This is a genomic window from Actinomadura sp. 6N118 (assembly GCF_044326415.1).
Lineage (GTDB): Bacteria > Actinomycetota > Actinomycetes > Streptosporangiales > Streptosporangiaceae > Spirillospora.
The window spans coordinates 42,004-59,754 of sequence record NZ_JBIRAZ010000035.1; the positions used below are offsets into that span (position 1 = coordinate 42,004).

The 17,751-nt window shown below is 72.2% G+C and carries 21 protein-coding genes; 5 read left to right on the top strand and 16 right to left on the bottom strand.

Annotated elements, in window-relative coordinates; translation table 11 throughout:
- Positions 1-27: 27 nt before the first annotated feature.
- The 16 genes from ACH34W_RS50610 to ACH34W_RS50685 form a co-directional block, all read right to left on the bottom strand.
- Positions 28-900, bottom strand: a complete 873-nt coding sequence (locus ACH34W_RS50610) for a hypothetical protein (RefSeq protein WP_395968456.1) — start codon at positions 898-900, stop codon at positions 28-30.
- Entirely contained in the window at positions 897-1,523 is a 627-nt protein-coding gene (locus ACH34W_RS50615) for a hypothetical protein (RefSeq protein WP_395968457.1), read from the bottom strand. The genes ACH34W_RS50610 and ACH34W_RS50615 overlap by 4 nt, the downstream gene beginning before the upstream one ends.
- Entirely contained in the window at positions 1,520-3,262 is a 1,743-nt protein-coding gene (locus ACH34W_RS50620) for a hypothetical protein (RefSeq protein WP_395968458.1), read from the bottom strand. Before ACH34W_RS50620 ends, ACH34W_RS50615 begins: the two co-directional genes overlap by 4 nt.
- Positions 3,259-4,353 (bottom strand): hypothetical protein, encoded by a 1,095-nt coding sequence (locus ACH34W_RS50625; protein WP_395968459.1) that lies wholly within the window; start codon positions 4,351-4,353, stop codon positions 3,259-3,261. The genes ACH34W_RS50620 and ACH34W_RS50625 overlap by 4 nt, the downstream gene beginning before the upstream one ends.
- Before the next feature lie 46 nt (positions 4,354-4,399).
- Positions 4,400-4,864, bottom strand: coding sequence for a hypothetical protein (locus ACH34W_RS50630; RefSeq protein WP_395968460.1), 465 nt, complete (start codon positions 4,862-4,864; stop codon positions 4,400-4,402).
- Positions 4,865-4,903: 39 nt separating this feature from the next.
- A complete protein-coding gene (locus tag ACH34W_RS50635) occupies positions 4,904-7,252 on the bottom strand; it encodes a hypothetical protein (RefSeq protein ID WP_395968461.1) in 2,349 nt (782 codons plus the stop codon).
- A 132-nt stretch (positions 7,253-7,384) separates the two neighbouring features.
- Complete coding sequence (locus tag ACH34W_RS50640) at positions 7,385-7,666, bottom strand: hypothetical protein (RefSeq protein WP_395968462.1); 282 nt, start codon at positions 7,664-7,666, stop codon at positions 7,385-7,387.
- Positions 7,663-8,175 (bottom strand): hypothetical protein, encoded by a 513-nt coding sequence (locus ACH34W_RS50645; protein WP_395968463.1) that lies wholly within the window; start codon positions 8,173-8,175, stop codon positions 7,663-7,665. Before ACH34W_RS50645 ends, ACH34W_RS50640 begins: the two co-directional genes overlap by 4 nt.
- Positions 8,176-8,289: 114 nt before the next feature.
- Positions 8,290-8,991: a hypothetical protein gene (locus ACH34W_RS50650; RefSeq protein WP_395968464.1), complete on the bottom strand. Its 702-nt coding sequence runs from the start codon at positions 8,989-8,991 to the stop codon at positions 8,290-8,292.
- Positions 8,992-9,004: 13 nt separating this feature from the next.
- A complete protein-coding gene (locus ACH34W_RS50655; RefSeq protein ID WP_395968465.1) occupies positions 9,005-9,499 on the bottom strand; it encodes an ATP-binding protein in 495 nt (164 codons plus the stop codon).
- Positions 9,496-9,801, bottom strand: a complete 306-nt coding sequence (locus tag ACH34W_RS50660) for a hypothetical protein (RefSeq protein ID WP_395968466.1) — start codon at positions 9,799-9,801, stop codon at positions 9,496-9,498. The genes ACH34W_RS50655 and ACH34W_RS50660 overlap by 4 nt, the downstream gene beginning before the upstream one ends.
- A complete protein-coding gene (locus tag ACH34W_RS50665; RefSeq protein WP_395968467.1) occupies positions 9,798-10,247 on the bottom strand; it encodes a hypothetical protein in 450 nt (149 codons plus the stop codon). The genes ACH34W_RS50660 and ACH34W_RS50665 overlap by 4 nt, the downstream gene beginning before the upstream one ends.
- A complete protein-coding gene (locus tag ACH34W_RS50670) occupies positions 10,244-11,848 on the bottom strand; it encodes a winged helix-turn-helix domain-containing protein (protein WP_395968468.1) in 1,605 nt (534 codons plus the stop codon). Before ACH34W_RS50670 ends, ACH34W_RS50665 begins: the two co-directional genes overlap by 4 nt.
- Positions 11,845-12,372, bottom strand: coding sequence for a hypothetical protein (locus ACH34W_RS50675; RefSeq protein WP_395968469.1), 528 nt, complete (start codon positions 12,370-12,372; stop codon positions 11,845-11,847). The genes ACH34W_RS50670 and ACH34W_RS50675 overlap by 4 nt, the downstream gene beginning before the upstream one ends.
- Positions 12,369-12,677 (bottom strand): hypothetical protein, encoded by a 309-nt coding sequence (locus ACH34W_RS50680; protein ID WP_395968470.1) that lies wholly within the window; start codon positions 12,675-12,677, stop codon positions 12,369-12,371. Before ACH34W_RS50680 ends, ACH34W_RS50675 begins: the two co-directional genes overlap by 4 nt.
- Positions 12,674-12,886: a BldC family transcriptional regulator gene (locus ACH34W_RS50685; protein ID WP_395968492.1), complete on the bottom strand. Its 213-nt coding sequence runs from the start codon at positions 12,884-12,886 to the stop codon at positions 12,674-12,676. Before ACH34W_RS50685 ends, ACH34W_RS50680 begins: the two co-directional genes overlap by 4 nt.
- 240 nt (positions 12,887-13,126) lie before the next feature.
- Here ACH34W_RS50685 and ACH34W_RS50690 point away from each other — a divergent pair, with 240 nt between their 5' ends.
- The 5 genes from ACH34W_RS50690 (at position 13,127) to ACH34W_RS50710 (ending at position 17,725) form a co-directional block, all read left to right on the top strand.
- A complete protein-coding gene (locus ACH34W_RS50690; RefSeq protein WP_395968471.1) occupies positions 13,127-13,891 on the top strand; it encodes a GntR family transcriptional regulator in 765 nt (254 codons plus the stop codon).
- A gap of 9 nt (positions 13,892-13,900) precedes the next feature.
- Positions 13,901-14,821: a YdcF family protein gene (locus ACH34W_RS50695; protein WP_395968472.1), complete on the top strand. Its 921-nt coding sequence runs from the start codon at positions 13,901-13,903 to the stop codon at positions 14,819-14,821.
- Between the two features lie 245 nt (positions 14,822-15,066).
- The gene (locus ACH34W_RS50700; RefSeq protein WP_395968493.1) at positions 15,067-15,897 is read left to right on the top strand and encodes a GntR family transcriptional regulator; all 831 of its coding nucleotides are present in this window, start codon (positions 15,067-15,069) and stop codon (positions 15,895-15,897) included.
- A gap of 3 nt (positions 15,898-15,900) precedes the next feature.
- On the top strand, positions 15,901-16,602 hold the full coding sequence (locus tag ACH34W_RS50705) for a PP2C family protein-serine/threonine phosphatase (RefSeq protein WP_395968473.1): 702 nt from the start codon (positions 15,901-15,903) through the stop codon (positions 16,600-16,602).
- A 106-nt stretch (positions 16,603-16,708) separates the two neighbouring features.
- The gene (locus tag ACH34W_RS50710) at positions 16,709-17,725 is read left to right on the top strand and encodes an alpha/beta fold hydrolase (protein WP_395968474.1); all 1,017 of its coding nucleotides are present in this window, start codon (positions 16,709-16,711) and stop codon (positions 17,723-17,725) included.
- Positions 17,726-17,751 lie beyond the last annotated feature (26 nt).

Sequence of the window (17,751 nt, forward strand, 5' to 3'; positions counted from 1 at the left end):
TCCGTTCTCCCGGCCCGGGTGGCCGGGTCAGTGTGAGGGGGCGGTGACCTGGTGAGTGGCCAACTCGCTGCCACGACTGGCGGCCTCGGCGGCGTGGGTGGCGGCACGCAGCAGCTGCTTGGCGGCGGTGTTCAGTTCGTTGGCGCGGCGCTGCAGCGCCAGGTGCTCGGCGGTGTAGTCCGCCAGTGCGGCGGCCGCCTGCTCAGGGGTGGCGGTGGCCAGCGCGCGGCCGCCGAAGGCGTACTCGTGCAGGGTCAGGCCGAGTGCCTGTTCGAGCCGGTCCAGCAGGGCCAGGCGATGTTGGATCTCGGGGGTGAGGCCCTGCTCAGCGCGGGCAGCGCGATCGCGGTCCACCGCCTCGCGCAGGGCACGGGCGTGCCGCTGGTTCTGCTTGTCCAGCTCGGTGGTCCACCGGTTGTCAATGCGGCGGGCGATCTCCACCAGCAGCTGCGGGGACAGCTTGGGTTCCTTGACGTTCGCGGGGTGGATGATCCGGCATTTGCGGCGGCCGCGAGCGGGCGGGGCCATCAGCCCCCACCCGTCCGGCAGTTCGTCGACGCGGATCAAGCCGAGCGGCGCGACGATCCAGAACCGGTGGCAGTAGGGCCACCAGGCGTCGGCCTTGCCCGGGTCGTTCAGCTCGCGCCGCCAGTCGCTGCGGGATGCCTTGATCTCGTGCACGTCGATGTGCTGGCCGCGCGAGGGCCAGACCCCGATGCGCAGCAGATCGCAGCGGCGTTCACTGCCCGGCGCGGCGACCTGCTCAACCAGCAGATCCGGGCTGGTGGCAGCGTCGCGGCACACCTGGTAGTGACCGCGCACCGCGGCCAGCAGCGCAGCGGTGACCGTCGTGGCCGACGATTCGGAGGGGGCGGTCTCGGTTCCGGGCAGAGTGCTCACCTCGGCCACTCCTCCCCGGCAGCCGCCGCTGGCCGGCCTTTGGGAGCGGAGGTGGCCGCCGCCGCAGGGGCGCTGGGGCTGGGGGCGTCGCGCCAACCGCGGCTGAACATGACGGCGGTCTTGGCCGCGATGGCGGCGTCCAGGTCGATGTCCAGGACGGTGGCGGTGTGGCGGGCCGCGGTGACGACCTCGGCGAGCACGGCGGCCATCAGGGACTGGCGGCCGGCGGTGTAGGTGTCGACGAACCAGCCGGTCACGGCAAACAGCTGCAGGACGGCCTGGCTACCGGTGGGGACCGCCTTGACGCTGGTGGGGTCGTCCTGGGCGTCCAGGTCGACGTCCAGGACGCGGCCGGTGACGTAAGCGGTGATGACGACGTCGGCGAGCTCGGCCTCCACCTCGGACCAGGGGCCGGAGCGGCGGGCCATGCCGGCGGCGCGCCGGTACGCGCCAACCAACTCGCCGGCTTCCTCGGCCAGTGCCAGGACCTGGCGCTCGCGCTCGGTCTCGACCGGGAAGTGCGCGCGGAACCGCTCGACGAGAGCGACGGCCAGCTCGCCGAGCTCGGCGAGCCCGACCGCAGCGGGGGCGGGTGTGGGTGTGGGTGTGGGGGTGGTGTTCAACGGTCTGTGTCTCCTTGGTCGGGGTTGTGGACGTGGGATCGGTTCGTGGTCTTCTTCTTGTGGCCGCGCGGACGGCTGGGAGGCGGGTCAGTGGCGTTGCCGCCTCGAGCGCCGCCAGCGCTGCCGTCGACGTTGCTGCCGCCGGGGACGGTGTCGGCGGCCTCGTCCTGGCCGTCGGCGGCGGGGGCTTCCTCCTGGGCGCCGTCGGCGGGGGAGGCGGTGGTGTCGAAGGTGCGGCCGGGGGCGGCGTAGCGGCCGCGGCCGGGCCGTTCGGCGTCGCCGTCGTCGACCATGCCGCTCAGCGCGTTGCGGACGCTGCCGAGCTTCACCGTGGCGCCGGCGGCGTTGACGGCGGACAGGATCTCCTCAGCGGTCAGCAGATGGTCGGCTGCCTCCAGCACAGCCTGGATGCGGTCCTCCAGCGTCTTGGGCACGGCCGGTTCGGTGTCGGGGGCGGGCACGTTGACCGCGCCGCCGCCGGTCGACCATCCAGGGACCGCGCCGCCGGAGGGGTCGGTCGATTCGCCGTCGCGGGCAGCCTGGGCACGCTCTTGATCGGTGGGGACCTGAGCGCACAGGGCCCTGATGGCGTCGCGGTCATCGCGCAGTTCGTAGGCCATGCCGCCGACATGCCGCGATGCCACTTCCAGGCGGGCGGGCTCCTCGGGGCCATACAGCGCGAGGATCTCGGGGTCCAGGCCGCGCAGCGGCTTGATGGAGCCGATGCGGTGGTGGCGCATCAGGGAGGTCGGGTGGGCGCTGGACAGCACATACGCCATGCCCTCAGTGCCGGGGCCGTCCTCGTCGTCGCCGTCGTGGGCGTCGAACTGGGAGACCAGCTTGCGTTCGCGCAGGCTTGGGGGAATGGGCATGAGCTGTTCGCCGCTGGGCAGCAGGCCGTCGGCGACCAGTTGGCGCATCATGCTGCTGCTCCAGCGCAGCAGGGTGACTTCGCCTTCCTTGATCATGGCTCTGAGCGTGTCGGAGCCGCCGAGTTCTTCCAGGTGCGACGCTTGGGCGGACAGGCCGACGCCGACGCCGACGGACCGGCCGGTCCGGCCCAGTTCCTTGACCAGGTAGGCGGCTATCTCCCGGTACGGGGCGCCCTTCTCCAGTAGCCGGTTGGCTTCCTCGATCCGGACGTGCAGCAGCGGGTCGGGGTCGCCGAGTACGAACGCGGTCCGGCCCATCGCGCTGTAGCGGACCATCCGCTCGTTGGCCACGGCCACGGCCACCAGCAGCATGAGGATGGCCTCGGCCTGGGAGTCGCCGAACCAATCGACGTTGCCCCGCGCCTCGGGCACGGACTGCCCGTTCTTCAGGTCGCAGACGAAGGACACGATCCCGTTGACCTTCTCGGCGATCAGCTCGATCTGCAGCGCCCTGGACTTGCCGGCGCCGGTGGTGCCGAACAGGCAGAACCGCTGCGCCGAGCCGGTGCTGGGGTCGAACAGGCGCCTTTTGACCGGGCGGCCGTGGTGGTAGCGGCCGACCACGATCCGGCCGTTGCGGTCCATGATCAGGTCCTCGCGGGTGACCACACGGACGTCGGCGACCGGGTTTTCCGGGTAGACCGTGATGATCGCGCGGCGGCCGAGGACCTCGACGCTCACCCGGGTCGGGTCGGTGATGTCCAGGGCCGACAGGAGCCGGTCCATGTCGTAGGTGATGACCTGGCCTGGGTCGGCCTCCATGTGGAGTTCAGTGATCTCGCCGGGGCCGGTGAGCAGTGCGGTCATTCCTCGTCCTCTCCCTTGCTCAGGTCGATCAGGTCGGCCAGGTCGACGGGGCCGGAGGGACGCTCGGGATGGTCCTGTCCGGGGTCGGGTGTGAAGGCGTCAGGCACGTAGGTGTCGACCGGGAGGCGCGGCGACGCAGGCGGGGGACCGCCGAGCTTGCCGACGCGGATTTCGACCAGCCTCGCGCCGGGCATCGCCCTGGGCGCGACCTTCTCCTCCCAGAACCTCGCGGGGTCGGTGGCCACCTCATCGGGGGCGCCGACCTGCAGGCGCCGCACGCCCGCGCCGCGCCCGGGCACCGGCCCGATCTTGATCAGGTTCTCCGGCACGTCCATCAGCGCCGACAGGCGCCGGATGGAGATGTCAGGGACCGGCTGGCCAGGGGTGGTGGCGCGGATGATCGCGGTCATGCCCTGGCTGCCGGTCCGCGCGATGTCCTCCAGCGCGGTGCCGGGCGCGACGGGCTTGGCCTCACCCTTGGCGACGGCGACGTTGGCGGCCCACCAGCGCGCGGCCGGGTGCGCGTCGCGGTAGGGGTCGACCTCCGCCGCCGGCGCCGGGGGCGGCGGCGGCACGGCCATGCGGCGGGCGACATGGCCCGGGCGCAGGAACCAGGTGCCCGCCGCCCACAGCCCGATCGCCAGGATCCGCAGCCCGTACCCCAGGGCCCCGGTCCACCCGGCGGTCGCCCACTCGGTGACCAGCACACCGCCCAGCAGGAGGCCCGGCATCGTGTACAGCAGGGTCGCGGCCGCCTTCTGCTGCCCGCGATGCGGCATCTGGGCCCGCAGCGTGCACACCCCGAACGTCACCACGGTGGTCGCCGACGCCAGGCAGGTCAGCAGGACCGGCTTGGTCGGCTCGATCAACACGATCGCGGCGGCTACCGTCCCGGCCGCCGTCGCCACGCGGCCGGTGCGGCTGCGCACCGCGTCGACACGGCGGCGGCCCCGGTCCCACGCGGCCTGATGCCCCGGGGAGAGCTGCACCGTGATCGTACGGACCTGCGCACCGGCCTGCCCCTGGGCGTTGCCCCCGGCGCCGCCCTGGCCAGCCCCGGCGGTCTGGGCGCGGGATTGGGTGGTGGCCATCGTGATCGCCTCCAGAGGAAGAGTGGTCAGCGGTGTTACCGGTTGGTTAGCGGTTGCTGTAGAACTCGGCTTCGGCCATCTGGACGGGCATGTTGTCGGCGGCCTCGGCGACCGACCCGTACTCGGCCTGGTGGTCCGCGGCGGCCTGCCCGAAGTCGATCGACATCTCATCGATCGTGTTGGCCATCGCTTCGGCATCGGCCAGGCAGCCCCGCATGACCGCCGCGGCGTCGTGATGCTCGGCGACGGTGTCGACGTCGACCTTCAGGTGCGCCATCTGCTCAGCGAGGCGGTCGACTCCCCGCGAGCACCGCTCGATGTAGCGGTAGGTGGACCGGACGGTGTCCGACAGCATCGCCAGCTTGGCCCCGGCCAGGGTCAGCTGGCCGACGACGACGGCGTACTTGACGGCCTCGCTGATGACCTCGCCAGCCTTGGCCAGGAACCCGCCGGTCTCCCCGTCAACGGGGATCTGGTCTACCGCGTAGACCCTGATGTCTCTGCCTGACATGGTGTTCTCTCCCTTGGATCGGGTGGCTTGGGGTGAGGGCTAGACGTGGTAGTCGCGTTCGGCGGGGCGCACGTGGCCCGCGTCGCGGACGGCGTCGGCCAGGCCCCTGTGGCGCGCCTCGGCGTTGGCGCCCGCGGTGCCGATCGCCTCGGACGCGGCGGGCAACTGCGCGGCCAGCGCCTCGGCCTTGGCCTTGACCGTCATCGCCTTCTCAATCAGCCGGAACATCCACGCGGCCAAGCTGCCCGGCACCTTCAGCTCGACGATCTTCGCGCCGACCGCCTCCAGCCTGGTGACCAGCACATCGCAGCCATCGGCGGTCCGCTGAGCGGCGTAAACGCCCTCCAGGATCTGAACGGCCATATCGCCGTCCGCCTCGATCACATCGAAGATCGTCAGCTCCGCATCGCGGTACTGGATGTCACCGACGGGGACGTTCCTCGCTGAAGTCATGACGGGCCTTTCGGGTCGTGGCCGGACCAGTACCGCCGGCCCCGGTCGTGGACCGGGCACCCGCGGAAGCGCAGGTACGGGACGGGGTTCGGGGCGGGCGGCCGGTGCCGGAACGGCGGGCGCCACCCGAGTAGCAGGTGCCGCCGGAGTCGCAGGCGTCGCCGGCGCGGCGGGCGCTGCCGGAGTGGCAGGCGCCGCCGGGGCGGCGGGCGCTGAGGGGCCTGCTGCCGGAGGAGCACTCGGAATCGGGCGGGGCGCAGGTGCCGCCGGCGCGGCGGGCGCGGCCGGTGCTGAGGGGCCCGCTGCCGGGCGAACGCCCGGGACAGGGGCCGTCGGGGGCCGCAGGGGGGCGGGGAGCATCGGCCGGGCCTGTCGCCGCGGCGGCGCCGGGAGCGCGGGCGGCTGACCGCCCACAGCCCGCCGCCCAGCACGGCCCGGCCCGGGCTCGGCAGGCGGACGGGGAACAGTGGTGGGACCGGTCCAGGTGTCCTCTGGGCCCGGCGTCGCCTCGAAGCTCGGCGGCGGCTGATGCGCGCCCGGCGGCGGACGCATCCGCCAACCCGGCGGAGTCCACCCCGGCGGCGGGGGCGGCGGGGGAGGAGGAGGAGGGGGAGGAGGCGGGGGCGGGGCGTCCGCACCGTCGGGCTTGTCCGCACCGTCGGGCTTGTCCGGAGCGGGTGGCGTCCACCGCCACCGCCAGCGGCGCCTGGACGAGCCGGGCGCCGTTGCACCATCTGAATCGGGCCCTGTGGCGGCCCGCTTCTTGTCCCTGCGATTCCTTACCGCCCCGGCGCCCATCGCCGCGGCGTCATCCCACGACCGCGCCCAATCCTGAACCGACCGGCCGACCGACCGACCGGCCCGGCGCGCGGATCCCGCAGCGGCCTTCCCCGCTGCCGACCGTGCTCTGCGTCCTACGGTCGGCCGAGCGGCGCCCATGGTGCCCGAGCTGCCCTTGGCACCCTTGCCTGCGCCCTTGGCGCCCGAGGCCCCCTTAGCGCCCGCGGCGCCCTTGGACCCAGCGCCCTTGGTACCGGCGCCCTTGGTACCGGCGCCCTTGGTACCGGCGCCCTTGGTACCGGCGCCCTTGGTACCCGAGCTGCTCTTGGCGCCGGTTCCGGCCGCCCCCCTGGCCCCCGAGGCGCCCTTTGCGCCGATGCCCTTGGTGCCAGCGGCTTTGGCACCAGTGCCCTTGGTGCCAGCGCCCTTGGTACCGGCGCTCTTGGTGCCAGCGGCTTTGGTGCCAGTGCCGCCGCCCCTGAACCCACTGCCAGCGCCGGCGCCTTTGGACCCTGTGCCCTTGGCCCCGGTGCCTTTTGAGCCGGTGCCCTTGCGGCCGGATCCGCCGCCGCCCAGCAGTGAGCCGCCTCCGCCACGGCGGCCAGAACCGCCGCTGGATCCGCCGGACTTGCCGCCGCCGGCGGTCTTGGTCGTGGTCGTCTTGGTCGTGGTCGCCCCGGCCGCCTTGCCGCGGGCCTTGTCGGCGCGGGCGCGAGCCTCATCGGCCAGCGCCCGGCGGTGCCTGGACCGGTGCCACAGGCCTTGCGCGGCGGCGACGCCCAGGGCGGTGGTCAGGGCCATCCCGGTGGCCAGGGCGTACCGGACACCGGGCTGGCCCGGGTCATCGGGGTAGGGGCCGGTGTAGGCGCCGTCGCTGTCGTCCTCACCCGCAGGGACCTCGAATGACGGCAGGATCGGCGGCGCCGGCATCTCAGCGGCGGGCATCTCCGGCACCCGGCCAGCACCCCCGGCGCCATCCTCGGCGCCGCCCTCGGTGCGGTCGTCCCGGCCGGTGCCGTCCTCGGCGGAAGAGTCGCCGGAGGGGGCACTGGAGGAGCCGCTGCCGGCGGCGGGCGGCGGCAGTGGTGCCCTGGGGAACGGCAGGACCTCGGCGCCGTCCTGGCCGTCCTGGTTCCGGTCGTCGCGGTCACTCACGGGCTCGGCTCCTGTCCGCTAGGGGTTGACTCTGGGTGACTGGATCGGGCACCCTCGCGCGCGCGCGTCGCGCGCGCACGTTGGGGCCCGCGCGGGGGCTCGGGTACGGGGACATGAACATGAACATGCACATCACGCAGAGCGACCGATCCGGGCTTCGGCCTCCTCCAGCCGCTCGGCGAACTGGTGGCACATCTGCGCCAGCTCGTAGAGCGCCTGGGCGCTGATCCCGGCGCGTTCGGCGCTGGCCGCGGCGGCCCGCGCCCGGTCGAACGCCACCGCCGCCAGCGCGCCGTGATCACCCTGGGCCTGCTCGTAGCGTCGCTGCCAGGTCGCGGCGAGGTTGGCGCGCCGCCGCTTCGCCGAATCCTTTGCTCGGGCCGCCTTCCTGAGCCTCCTGGTCGGGGTCGTCACGCCGACCGCCCCCGGATCATGTCCAGGAACCCGCCGCCCTCATCGGCGCCCTGGTCAGGGGCAGGGCCGCTGCCGGGGTGGGCCTGGCGTGCCTGCTGCTCAGGCGTGCGGTAGCCGAACTGGCCCGAGCCCAGCGCCGGGCCCCGGCCGCCGCCCTGCGGCAGGGCCTTGGCCTGCCGGGACGCCTGCTTGCGTTCGGGCAGCTCGTGGCGGCCCTTGCGGTAGCGGGCCTCCAGCTTGAAGGTGTCCGCGACCGCGGCCTCCAGGTGCTCCTGGATGTCAGCCCACGGCGCTTTGACCCACCGGGCCCGCCACCAGGCCTCGAAGGTGTTGAAGCCCTCTACCGGGTTGGCGTCCCACATGGCCTCGGCGTCCCTGCGGATCCGGGCGAAGTACTCCACGTAGTAGGCCAGGGACTGGCGGAACTGGCGGGCGAAGGCGTCCACCATCTCCGGCCGGTCCAGCATCTCCCCGGCCCACTGCGGACCGTCGTCGTACGGCGTCGTCATCTGGATCTCCCTCACTCGTCACAGCCGTTCATCAGGGGTGTTAGTGCAGTTCAGCCGCTCGCGTCGGCGGCCGGTGAAGCGCACCCGCACGGGCGGGTGCGCTCGGACCGGCCGTCACCCGGCGGCCCCACGGCGGCGGTCGATCAGCCACACCGCGCCCCAGAAGGCGGCCGCCACGACGGCGCCCAGCCCGGTCCTGTCCCACCAGGTCAGGCTTGGCGCCACAGCGATGGCGCCGGTCAGCGCCAGCGCCGCCGCCACCAGCAACCGCGGCGATTCGTCAGCCGGGTGCGGCCGCGCGCAGCCGCCGACGGCCCGGGCGGCCAGGTGCGCCTCGCAGTCGGCCAGCACGCGCAGCACCTGGGCGGCGTCGGCGCCGACCCGGCGGGCGGACAGGCCGGCCAGCTCGCCCAGCAGGTCAGCGCGGCGGCCCGGCATGGCGGCATCGGCGAGCTCAGCCCACACCCGCAGCTCGGCGTAGACCTCGGCGTTGTCCTCGACGTCCTCGGCCAGCAGGACGCCAACCAGGACGCCGCGTTCGGTCGCGGCGACCTGACGCAGCAGGTCAGCCCGGTCGCGCAGCGACGCCTCGCGCGGCCGCCCAGCGGCGTCCGGCTCGGCGCCCCAGGCGGGGGTGTGCAGGGCTGCCAGGGTGTCGGTCGCCGCGGCGGCGGCCTCCAGCAGCCCGGCGCGCTGGTCCCGCTCAGCGACCTCGAACAGGGCGCCGAGCGACTCGTCCAACCGAGCCGCGGCCTGGTGGTAGCCACGGCGGGAGGCGGCGCGATCGCGCCGCTGACTGATCATCGTGCTCAACATGCGTGTGACCTCCTTAAAGGCCAGGGGAGAGAGAAGAGTCGGGGGCCCGGTCGGGGCCGGGCTCGGGCAGCCCTGCGGTGTCGTGGGTGCCGTCGGCGGGGTGGGTCAGGTCGACCGCCACCTTGTGGCCGCCGGACGGGATGGGGGAGTACCGCACGACGCCCAAACGGGCGCAGATCCACAGGCCACGGCCACTTTCGCCGCCGCCCAGCAGGACCTCCGGGGTGCCGGCGCCGCCTTGGTCGACGACCTCGACGTGCACCCGCCCGCCGGCGACCTCCACCACAACGCGGTACTTGCCGCCCGGCTCGCCCGAGGCGGTGTGGCGTGTGGCGTTGGTGGCCAGCTCAGACACGCAGGTCAGCGCGTCGCACACCAGCTCATCGGGTACGCCCGCGCCCGCCAGCGCCTCGCGCGTCCAGCGCCGGGCCTGGGCGACCATGCGCGGGTCGCCGGGGAAGGCGGCCTCGTAGTGCTGCGGAGTGTCCAAGTGCTGCACGGCGGTCATGCGAACACCCCCGCTACCAGCGCCAACAGGCTCAGCAGGGCGGCCGCGCCGAACAGCTCGCGGGCCCACCGGCGCCGGGTCCTAGCCCCCGACCACAGCGATTGACGCCACGCGGCCGGGGCGTCGAACACCGCCAGGACGTAGCCGGCCGCCGCGGCCAGCGTGAGGGCCAGCGCGGCGGCCAGCATCAGCCACGCCCCGGCCACACAGGTGACCTGAATCCAGCCGGCGACCCCGTGGATACCGTTTCCGCTGGTCGTGGTGGTGATGACCTCGGTCGTCACAGCGGTGCGGGTGGTCATGCGATCACCCCGCTCAGCCGGGCGGCCACGGTCAGGCCCTCGGCCACCACCGCGTCCGCGACGGCGCCCGGCGCCGGCTGCAGGCCGATTTCCTCCAGGTGACCGGCGATGTAGGCGGTCGGCGCGACCTCGCCGCGCGCGGCCGCCGCAGCCGCCGCCCGGGCGTGCGTGAGCAGCTCGACGTAGGCGACGTGCAACTCGACGTACAGCGCGCGGGAAACCTCCAGCTCACGCGACAGCGCCTCGGCGTTCTCGCGCACGGCCTCTTCCTGCTCACGGCGCGCCCGCAGCTCCTGGCGCGCCTCTCGCAACCGGCGGCGCAGGTCCAGCTCGGTCGGCCTACCAGCCGACCGAACAGCCCGCCTGACCTGCACGGACTGCCGGGCCTGCACCGATTGCACGGACTGCAGGTCCTGCAGCCTCTTGATCCCGATGAGCTGGCTCATGCCGCGCCTCCTGCCTGACCGCGCGACGCGCGTTCGGCCTGCGTGCGCAGCTCGGCCATCAGCGCCTGGCGCTCCTGGTGGGTCATCTGGTCCCAGCCGGCCTCGCGCAGGACGCGACGGTGCCGCTTGATGGTCGGCACGCTGACGCCCAGCGTCTGGGCGAGCGCGCCGTTGGTGGTGTGCGGCAGCCTGTTCAGCACCACCGCCACCTCGTAGCGCCGCCATGCCCCGGCGTCCCGGCGGGCCTGCGCAGCCGCCGCCACCCGAGCTGACCCCTCTGGCGCCGGTTCCTCGGCAGAGCGGCCCGGGTGCTGCTCAGTCTCGATGTGATCCTCGATGTGACCCTGCGGCGCCGACGATGCGCGCCCCGGGATGCCCTGCTCAGCTGAGGGAACCAGCGCGGCGCCCTGGCCGCCGTCGTCGGCCGCCGGCGGGCGGTCGGGGTCGGGTCCACTCGGCGGGTCGTCATCGGGCCGGTCCAGGAACGCGGCCAGCTGCTCCAAGCCCTCGGTCACCTCGGCGGCGACCTCTGCCGCAATCTCCTCAGCGTCGTCGTCGGCCTCGGCGGTATTGCCGGTGGTGTCGTCGCGCTGGGCCGGGCGGGGGGACAGCACCTCCACCACCGCCTCGCGGGCGGCGTTCTTGACCGCCTCGACGAACGCGGCGATCTCACGATCGGCCGTCTCCTGGCTGGCCTCGGGCCCGTTGTCCGTGCTGGTCTCGGGCGCGTCCGGGTCCTGCGCGGTGTGCTGGGCGGCCGTCGGCCACTGGTCCTCGTCGTCCTGGTCCTCGTCGTCTTCGTGTGGCTCGGGGTCGGCCAGGACCGGGACGGGGGTGAACAGGTCATCGCCCATCGCGGTGGCGTGCAGGTCGGCGGCGTCGGTGTCGGTGACCTCGGCGGCGCGGGCCTGCATCGCCGCCGCCGACCGGTCGGCGACCACGCACGACAGCAACGCGAACGCGGTCGCGCCGATCGCGCAGGCCGCGCCGATCAGGTTCAGCGTGCCCAGGTTGCAGGCGACGCTGACCAGCAGCGGAACCGTCATCAGCGCCCACAGGGTCTTGGACTGCCAGCTGCCGGACTCCAGCGGGCCGCGGTGCCGGGCCAGGTGCGCGCGGTAGCTGATCGCCGCCGTGGCCAGGCCGGTCAGCCCCACCTCGGCGATCCACCCCGACCCAACAGGCGCGTTGAGCGCTTGCGCGGTGTCCTCCACGCCCATCGCGCTGCCGGCCGCCAACACCAGCGACGCGGCCAGCGACAGCCGCCCGTACCAGCGGCTGCCGGTGTGCAGCGCCAGCACCGACCGGGCCGGGCTGGCCGCCTCACGGGCGGCCTGGACGGCCTCCAACGCGCGTTCGGCGTCGGCGGCCCGCTGGTCGGTCACCCGGTGCCGCCGCAGCATGCGGGCGTGCTCGGCGTCCAGGGCCCGGCGCTGCTGCTCATCGCGCAGCTTGTCGGCGTGGCGCCGCGTCGCCGGGTTCGTGCGCGGGTCACTCAGCCGGTGCTGCCCGGCGATCTGGGCCAGCGCTTCGGCCTGCCCGCTCTGGGACTGCACGTCGGCGACGACATCCTGCTGGGGGTTCTTGGCTTTGCGGGTCATGACGCCGACACCTCCTCACCGGTCTCGGCGGCCCAGACCTCATCCACCACGCGCCGGAACGCGCGGCGTCGACGCCACTGCCACCAGCGGGGCCGGTCAGCCCGGTCGGCCAGCGAGCACAGGGCACCGGCGATGTCACGCAGCTCGGCCACGACCGACTCGGCCGTGGCGTCGGTCAGGACGTCGACGGCCGCGCGGGTCTCGCTGACCTCGGTGTACAGCTCGCTGAGCTCTCCGCACACCTCGGTGCGCAGGTCGATCAATTCCGCGCACACCTGGGTGCGCAGCGTTGACGTCAGTTCCGCGATGGCTTCGGCGACCGCGAGGGTGGCCTGCCCGGACGCGACCTGCGCGTCCCGGAGCGCCTGCAACGGCAGGCCGTATTCGGTGGTGGCGGTCCCGTTGTAGGACGACACCAGGTCGGTGGACGCCGCTTGCGCGGCCGCCAGTGCCGCACGCGCCCGCTCAACAGCCGAGCCCTGCGCGTGCTCCGGGGCGAGGTTCTCCAAGTACGTCGACGTCATGCCGACACCCCCTCGGAGAACGTCGGGGGAGCCTCGCTGATGGCGCGGCGCACCGTCGCCGTCAGCTCGCCGATCGCGGTCAGCAGCTCGCCCAGGCCGGCGTCACCGACACGGGCGGCGATCTCGTCAACCGCCCGGCGCGCCAGCTCGGCCTGAAGCCGCTGCGCGGCCAGCTCAGCCAGCGCCCGGGTGTGCTGGACGGTGGCCCGCTCGCACAGTTGCTCGTGAGCGCGCCGGATGTCCTCCGCCCGACGCTCACGCTCCAGGCGGCCCTCCAAGACCAAGACGTTGGTGGTGTAGCTCATGCCGACACCCCCTCGGCCTGGGAGTCTTCGCGCAGCAGGGCGTGGACGGCGGATTCGCGGCAGCGAAGGTGGCCACCTGGCGTGCGGACGGCCGGGAGCTTGCCCTTCCTCATCCAGCGGACGACCGTCTTGGGGTCGACGCGGAAGAGAGCCGCGATCTCCTTGGGGAAGAGCAGCGGGTCGTTTTCATGCCGCAGCTCATGAATCATGTTCACGGGTCGTGTCCTCCTTGAATCGGGTGTGGTGCGACCCAGCGGTCCCGGCGGTGGCACCCGCCGGGACCGCACGTTTGAGAGCCAGAAACGGACATCAGCACCCACGAGCGCCACCTGACCCTCAATAGATCCGTTCAACGGACTTATTGGCGATTGTGGAGCCAGACGAACTGCCGAGTCAATAGGTCCGTTGAACGGACCATAGAATGAGGGCAAGATCTGAAGGAGGCGCGGTTGCGGATCACTGCCGAAGAGCTCGCGGCGCACTACCGGCAAGCCATCTGGGCGGGTCAGTACGCGGTGGGGGAGCCGCTGCCCCGAGCGGTCGATGCCGCGCAGGAATTCGACGCCGATCGCAAGACCGTGCTGGATGCCTACAAGCAGCTCGCCGACGAAGGTCTGGTGGAGGTGAAGCGGCGAGCCGGCACGGTGGTGACCTACCAGGCCCCGATGCGCTGGCTGGGCGCTGAGCGGTACTCCCGGTCCCTGCGCGCCCGTGGTGTCCCTGCCTTCGCTGCCGATCGTGAGGCCAGCGGCGAAACCTGGCGGCGGACCGATCAGACCCCCACGGTCCGGCGTACGGCTGCCACAGCCGAGATCGCCGATGCGCTCGGGCTTGAGGCCGGCGCCGAGGTGATCGAACGGGCGCGGCTGGTCCGTGACGCCGACGGGCGCCCCACCACCTGGCTGACCAGCTGGTACCGGATCAGCGACGTGGAGGGCACTGAGATCGAAACCAGCACCACTGGAACCGCGGGATCCGGCGGCGGCTACTCCGTACTGGATCAAAAAGGCATCGGGCCGACCGAGGTGACGGAGGAACTCTGGCCTCGCATGCCCTCGCCAGCCGAACGCGAGCTGCTGGAACTGCCTGGTTCGATCCCGGTCGTGGACTTCACCCGCCGGGCCCGGCACGGCACCTATGTCGTTGAATACGCCCGCGGCCTGTACGTCGGACCGCGGTTTCGCTGGACCTACACCACACCCATCCCGGACTGAGAGGCGACCATGCACATCCCCAGCGACCTCGCCGACCGATGGGCGGCTGCAGACCTCGAACTGCGGCACGCGTTGACCAACCAACGCCGCCCCCGCATGGACGACGGCCTCACCGAGCTGGCCCAGCGGGTCCGTTCCGCGCACCTTGAGATGGCCGCAGTCTTCGGCGAGATCGCCTCCCTGCCTGGTCTGCCAGCGCCGCTCGCGGCTGCGGCCACCGCCGCCCAGGTCCACCACCGCAGCCAGGCCGACACGGAGGGCTCCAGAGCGACAGTGCCTGCGGTCCTGCCCGCTGACATTCGCGCCGACGTGGCGGCCCTGTGGGCCTATCACCAGATGGGCCACCAGATCCGGCCCGTGGACGTCATCATCGGACTGGGCTCCCACGACCTGAGCGTGGCCACCTACGCCGCCCAGCTCTGGCGCGACGCTGTCGCTCCGCTGATCGTGTTCACCGGCGCCAACGCCCCCACCACCACGGCTCGCTTCCCCGGCGGCGAGGCCGTGCACTACCGCGAGCACGCCCGATCCCTCGGCGTCCGCGAAGACGCCATCCTCATCGAGCCGAGGGCGACCAACACCGCCGAGAACCTGACCTTCACCAGGGACCTGCTGGCCGAGCGCGAGGTCATACCCCGCTCGGTCATGCTGATCAGCAGGCCGTACCAGCAACGCCGGGCCTACGCCACATGCCGCAAGATCTGGCCCGAGGTCGAGGTGATCTGCGGTTCCATGCCCGTGGCCATCGACGACTACGTCACCTCCATCGGCGACGTCGACCGCGTGGTGAACATGCTCGTTGGCGACACCCAGCGCATCTGGATCTACGCCGAGCGCGGCTTCGCCATCTCCCAGCCCATGCCAGACGACGTACGCCAGGCCTACGAACGCCTCGTCACCTGCGGCTACACCAACCGTCTCGTCGCCTGACCTCTCAAAGCACAGCAGGCCCCAGCGCACACGCGCCGGGGCCTGCCGCCGTGAAGCGGCCATAACAGGGACAACCCAAAACGGACAGCAAGGCCGTTTGCAGCCCTTCGAGTCACCCACGAGCGCAACCGATCATTCCACGATTGTCTTGGGACAATTTGTCTTGGGACGATAGTGGCTAGGGCCATCCGGTCCTGTCAAGATTGTCTTGGGACAATTGCCCTAGAGAGGGGCGACACTTGCCTGTGCACTCGCGCTACCTGGACATCGCCGGGAAGATCCGGTCCCGGATAGAAGCCGGCGAGTGGGAGCCGGGCGCCAAGCTGCCGCGGCTGGACGACTTCGCGGCCGAGTACGGCGCGAACCGGGACACCATCGGCCGCGCCATCTCAGCCTTGGAGGCCGAGGGGTACGTCTGGGCTGTTCAGGGCCGAGGGATCATCGTCCGCCACGGCACGATCCGGCCGCGACGACCGCGCGGGGACCTGGTGAAGCGCAACACCTCCACCGACAGCCCCGGCTACTCCTTCCCCTCGGCGTCGGCGCGGGAGAACTGGCCGCACCACGTGCCACCGGTCGCGGGCCCCGCACCGCTGACCGATCCGCGCATCGCCGGCCTGCTGGGCGTCCCGGTCGGCTCGGAGGTGATGCGCCGGTTCCGGGTCACCGGCCCCGAGTCCGAGCCACCGTTCCAGATCGCGACCTCATGGATTCACCCACGGGGGGTTGAGGCGGTCCCCGAGGTCACCGGGCAGGCTCCCGGGCCGGGTGACTGGCTGTACCGCCTGGAGCAAGCGGGGCACTGGCCGATCAGCTGGGTGGAGATCCACCGCGCCCGCAATCCCACCAAGGAGGAGGCGGCCCTGCTGGAAATCCCGACCAACCTGCCGGTCCTGGAGATCGTGCGGCGAGGCGTTTCTGGAGCTGACGACAAGCCGATCGAGGTGACGGTCTACGTCGTGGCCTCCGACCGCGTCGAAACCGTCCACGTCCTGCATCGCGACGACTCGGCCAAGGACCCCTGGCCCAACGTCGACCACAAGCCGGAAGATCACGCCCAGGAAGCAGGTGAATAACCCGTGACCATCACCACCGCGGCGGCCGCCCGCACGCACATCGGGCATGTTCGCAAGCGCAACGAGGACGCGGTGTACGCGGGCAGGTCGCTGTTTGCGGTCGCCGACGGCATGGGCGGCCACGTCGCCGGCGACGTGGCCAGCAACACCGTGATGCAGGTCGTGCGCACCTATGACCGGGAGGTCCCCGCGGGCGAGCTGGCCGACGTCGCGGGTGACGCGGTCGCCGCGGCCGGGGCGGCGCTGCGGGCCCGGGTTGAGACCGAGCCTGGCCTGGTGAGCATGGGGACCACGCTGGTAGCGCTCTGGCGGTCCGGGATGGACGGCGTCCTGGTCAACGTCGGCGACTCACGCGGCTACCTGCTGCGGGACGGGCAGATGGCCCAGATCACCGAAGACCACATCTACGGGAACCTGGTAGCCGACGCGGCCAGCGTTCCGTCTCTCAGCGAACGATTGACGCGGTACCTGGACGCTCACAGCAACGGACGGTCAGCCGACATCACCCGCATGGAACTCCGCCCCGCAGATCGGTTCCTGCTGTGCACAGACGGGCTTACCGGGCCCGTATCCGCCGACCTGATCCGAGACGTCCTAGCCGAGGTCAAGGATCCAGAGGAAGCGGCCGAGCAGCTGGTCACGCTCGCGCTGGAGCATGGCGGGCCGGACAACATCACCACGCTCGTCCTGGACATCCGAGTGTGAGGGAAGAACCCGGCGGCAGAGCCGGTGAAGAGCAGGCATGATGCGGCTGCAGCCCGCTGCCTCACACACCGGCGCCCTCAACGAGCTGAGAGGACGGATGGAGCCCATGGGTTCGGTCGTTGGACGACTTACGCTCGCGACTGCCGCGGCGGTTGCGGGGGCCGCTGCGCTCAGTGCCTCCTACCAGGCTCTGGGCGAGCGCGCTGATCGGCGCCGGTTCCCGGCCCCGGGCCGGCTTGTCAACGTCGGTGGCCACCGCCTGCACTTGTGGGCCGAGGGTGAGGGCGGCCCGACAGTGGTGTGTATCCCCGCGCTGGGCACGTCCGGTCTGGAATGGGTCGCAATCCAGAGGGCCCTCAGCCCACATGTGCGGGCCTGTGTGTACGACCGCGGTGGGCTGGGCTGGTCGGACCTTCCTCGAGGCCCTCGCTCGGTCTGTCGCCTTGCCGATGAGCTTGCCGAGCTCCTGGCGGCAGCCGACCTCCCCGGCCCGTTCGTGCTAGTCGGCCACAGCGTCGGGGGGATCATCGCTCGCGACATGGTCACCCGCTACCGCGACCGTGTCTGTGGTCTGGTGTTGGTCGACTCCAGCCATGAGCAGATGTGGGACCGGCTTCCCGGCTACCAGGACCGCTGGCAGTTCGCGCGGCGGGCCGCACGCCGGCGCCTTGAGTGGCTCGGTGCCCGCCGCGCCTTGGCCAACCTCGGGTTGAGACCTAAACCGCGTCCAGATCGCGGATACCCAGCCGAATTGGCCGACGCCGGTCTGGCAATGGACCGCACCTCCCGCCAGCGGCGGGCCCGCATCCGCGAGATGCTCGCCCTGCACCGCGGGTTCGCCGAGGCCTACGCCCGCCGCGCGCACCTTGGCAGCCTGCCTATGACGGTGCTGACCGCAGGCCCTGACGATCCGCACATCGCCGCCAACTACGCCGAACTCAAACGCCGCACGCACGGAACGTGGCTAGAGCTTCAGACCGAACTAGCAGCCCTGGCCGACGGCAGCACGCACCGAGTGATTGACACATCCGGCCACCACATCCACCTGGACTCCCCGTCCGCCCTGGTCCAGGAGGTCCTGGCCGTCTGCGAGCGCGCCCGTGTAGCGCACCGTCCGAGGTGATGGACGGTCATGGCCTGGGTTGCCCA

What these genes read in the sequence shown, in the direction of transcription:
- ACH34W_RS50660 (WP_395968466.1), bottom strand. Translation starts at nt 9,801, where the DNA reads ATGACCACCCGCACCGCTGTGACGACCGAGGTCATCACCACCACGACC.
- ACH34W_RS50630 (WP_395968460.1), bottom strand. Translation starts at nt 4,864, where the DNA reads ATGTCAGGCAGAGACATCAGGGTCTACGCGGTAGACCAGATCCCCGTT.
- ACH34W_RS50645 (WP_395968463.1), bottom strand. Translation starts at nt 8,175, where the DNA reads ATGACGACGCCGTACGACGACGGTCCGCAGTGGGCCGGGGAGATGCTG.
- ACH34W_RS50625 (WP_395968459.1), bottom strand. Translation starts at nt 4,353, where the DNA reads ATGGCCACCACCCAATCCCGCGCCCAGACCGCCGGGGCTGGCCAGGGC.
- ACH34W_RS50655 (WP_395968465.1), bottom strand. Translation starts at nt 9,499, where the DNA reads ATGACCGCCGTGCAGCACTTGGACACTCCGCAGCACTACGAGGCCGCC.
- ACH34W_RS50665 (WP_395968467.1), bottom strand. Translation starts at nt 10,247, where the DNA reads ATGAGCCAGCTCATCGGGATCAAGAGGCTGCAGGACCTGCAGTCCGTG.
- ACH34W_RS50650 (WP_395968464.1), bottom strand. Translation starts at nt 8,991, where the DNA reads ATGTTGAGCACGATGATCAGTCAGCGGCGCGATCGCGCCGCCTCCCGC.
- ACH34W_RS50695 (WP_395968472.1), top strand. Translation starts at nt 13,901, where the DNA reads ATGCACATCCCCAGCGACCTCGCCGACCGATGGGCGGCTGCAGACCTC.
- ACH34W_RS50620 (WP_395968458.1), bottom strand. Translation starts at nt 3,262, where the DNA reads ATGACCGCACTGCTCACCGGCCCCGGCGAGATCACTGAACTCCACATG.
- ACH34W_RS50710 (WP_395968474.1), top strand. Translation starts at nt 16,709, where the DNA reads ATGGGTTCGGTCGTTGGACGACTTACGCTCGCGACTGCCGCGGCGGTT.
- ACH34W_RS50675 (WP_395968469.1), bottom strand. Translation starts at nt 12,372, where the DNA reads ATGACGTCGACGTACTTGGAGAACCTCGCCCCGGAGCACGCGCAGGGC.
- ACH34W_RS50685 (WP_395968492.1), bottom strand. Translation starts at nt 12,886, where the DNA reads ATGATTCATGAGCTGCGGCATGAAAACGACCCGCTGCTCTTCCCCAAG.
- ACH34W_RS50680 (WP_395968470.1), bottom strand. Translation starts at nt 12,677, where the DNA reads ATGAGCTACACCACCAACGTCTTGGTCTTGGAGGGCCGCCTGGAGCGT.
- ACH34W_RS50670 (WP_395968468.1), bottom strand. Translation starts at nt 11,848, where the DNA reads ATGACCCGCAAAGCCAAGAACCCCCAGCAGGATGTCGTCGCCGACGTG.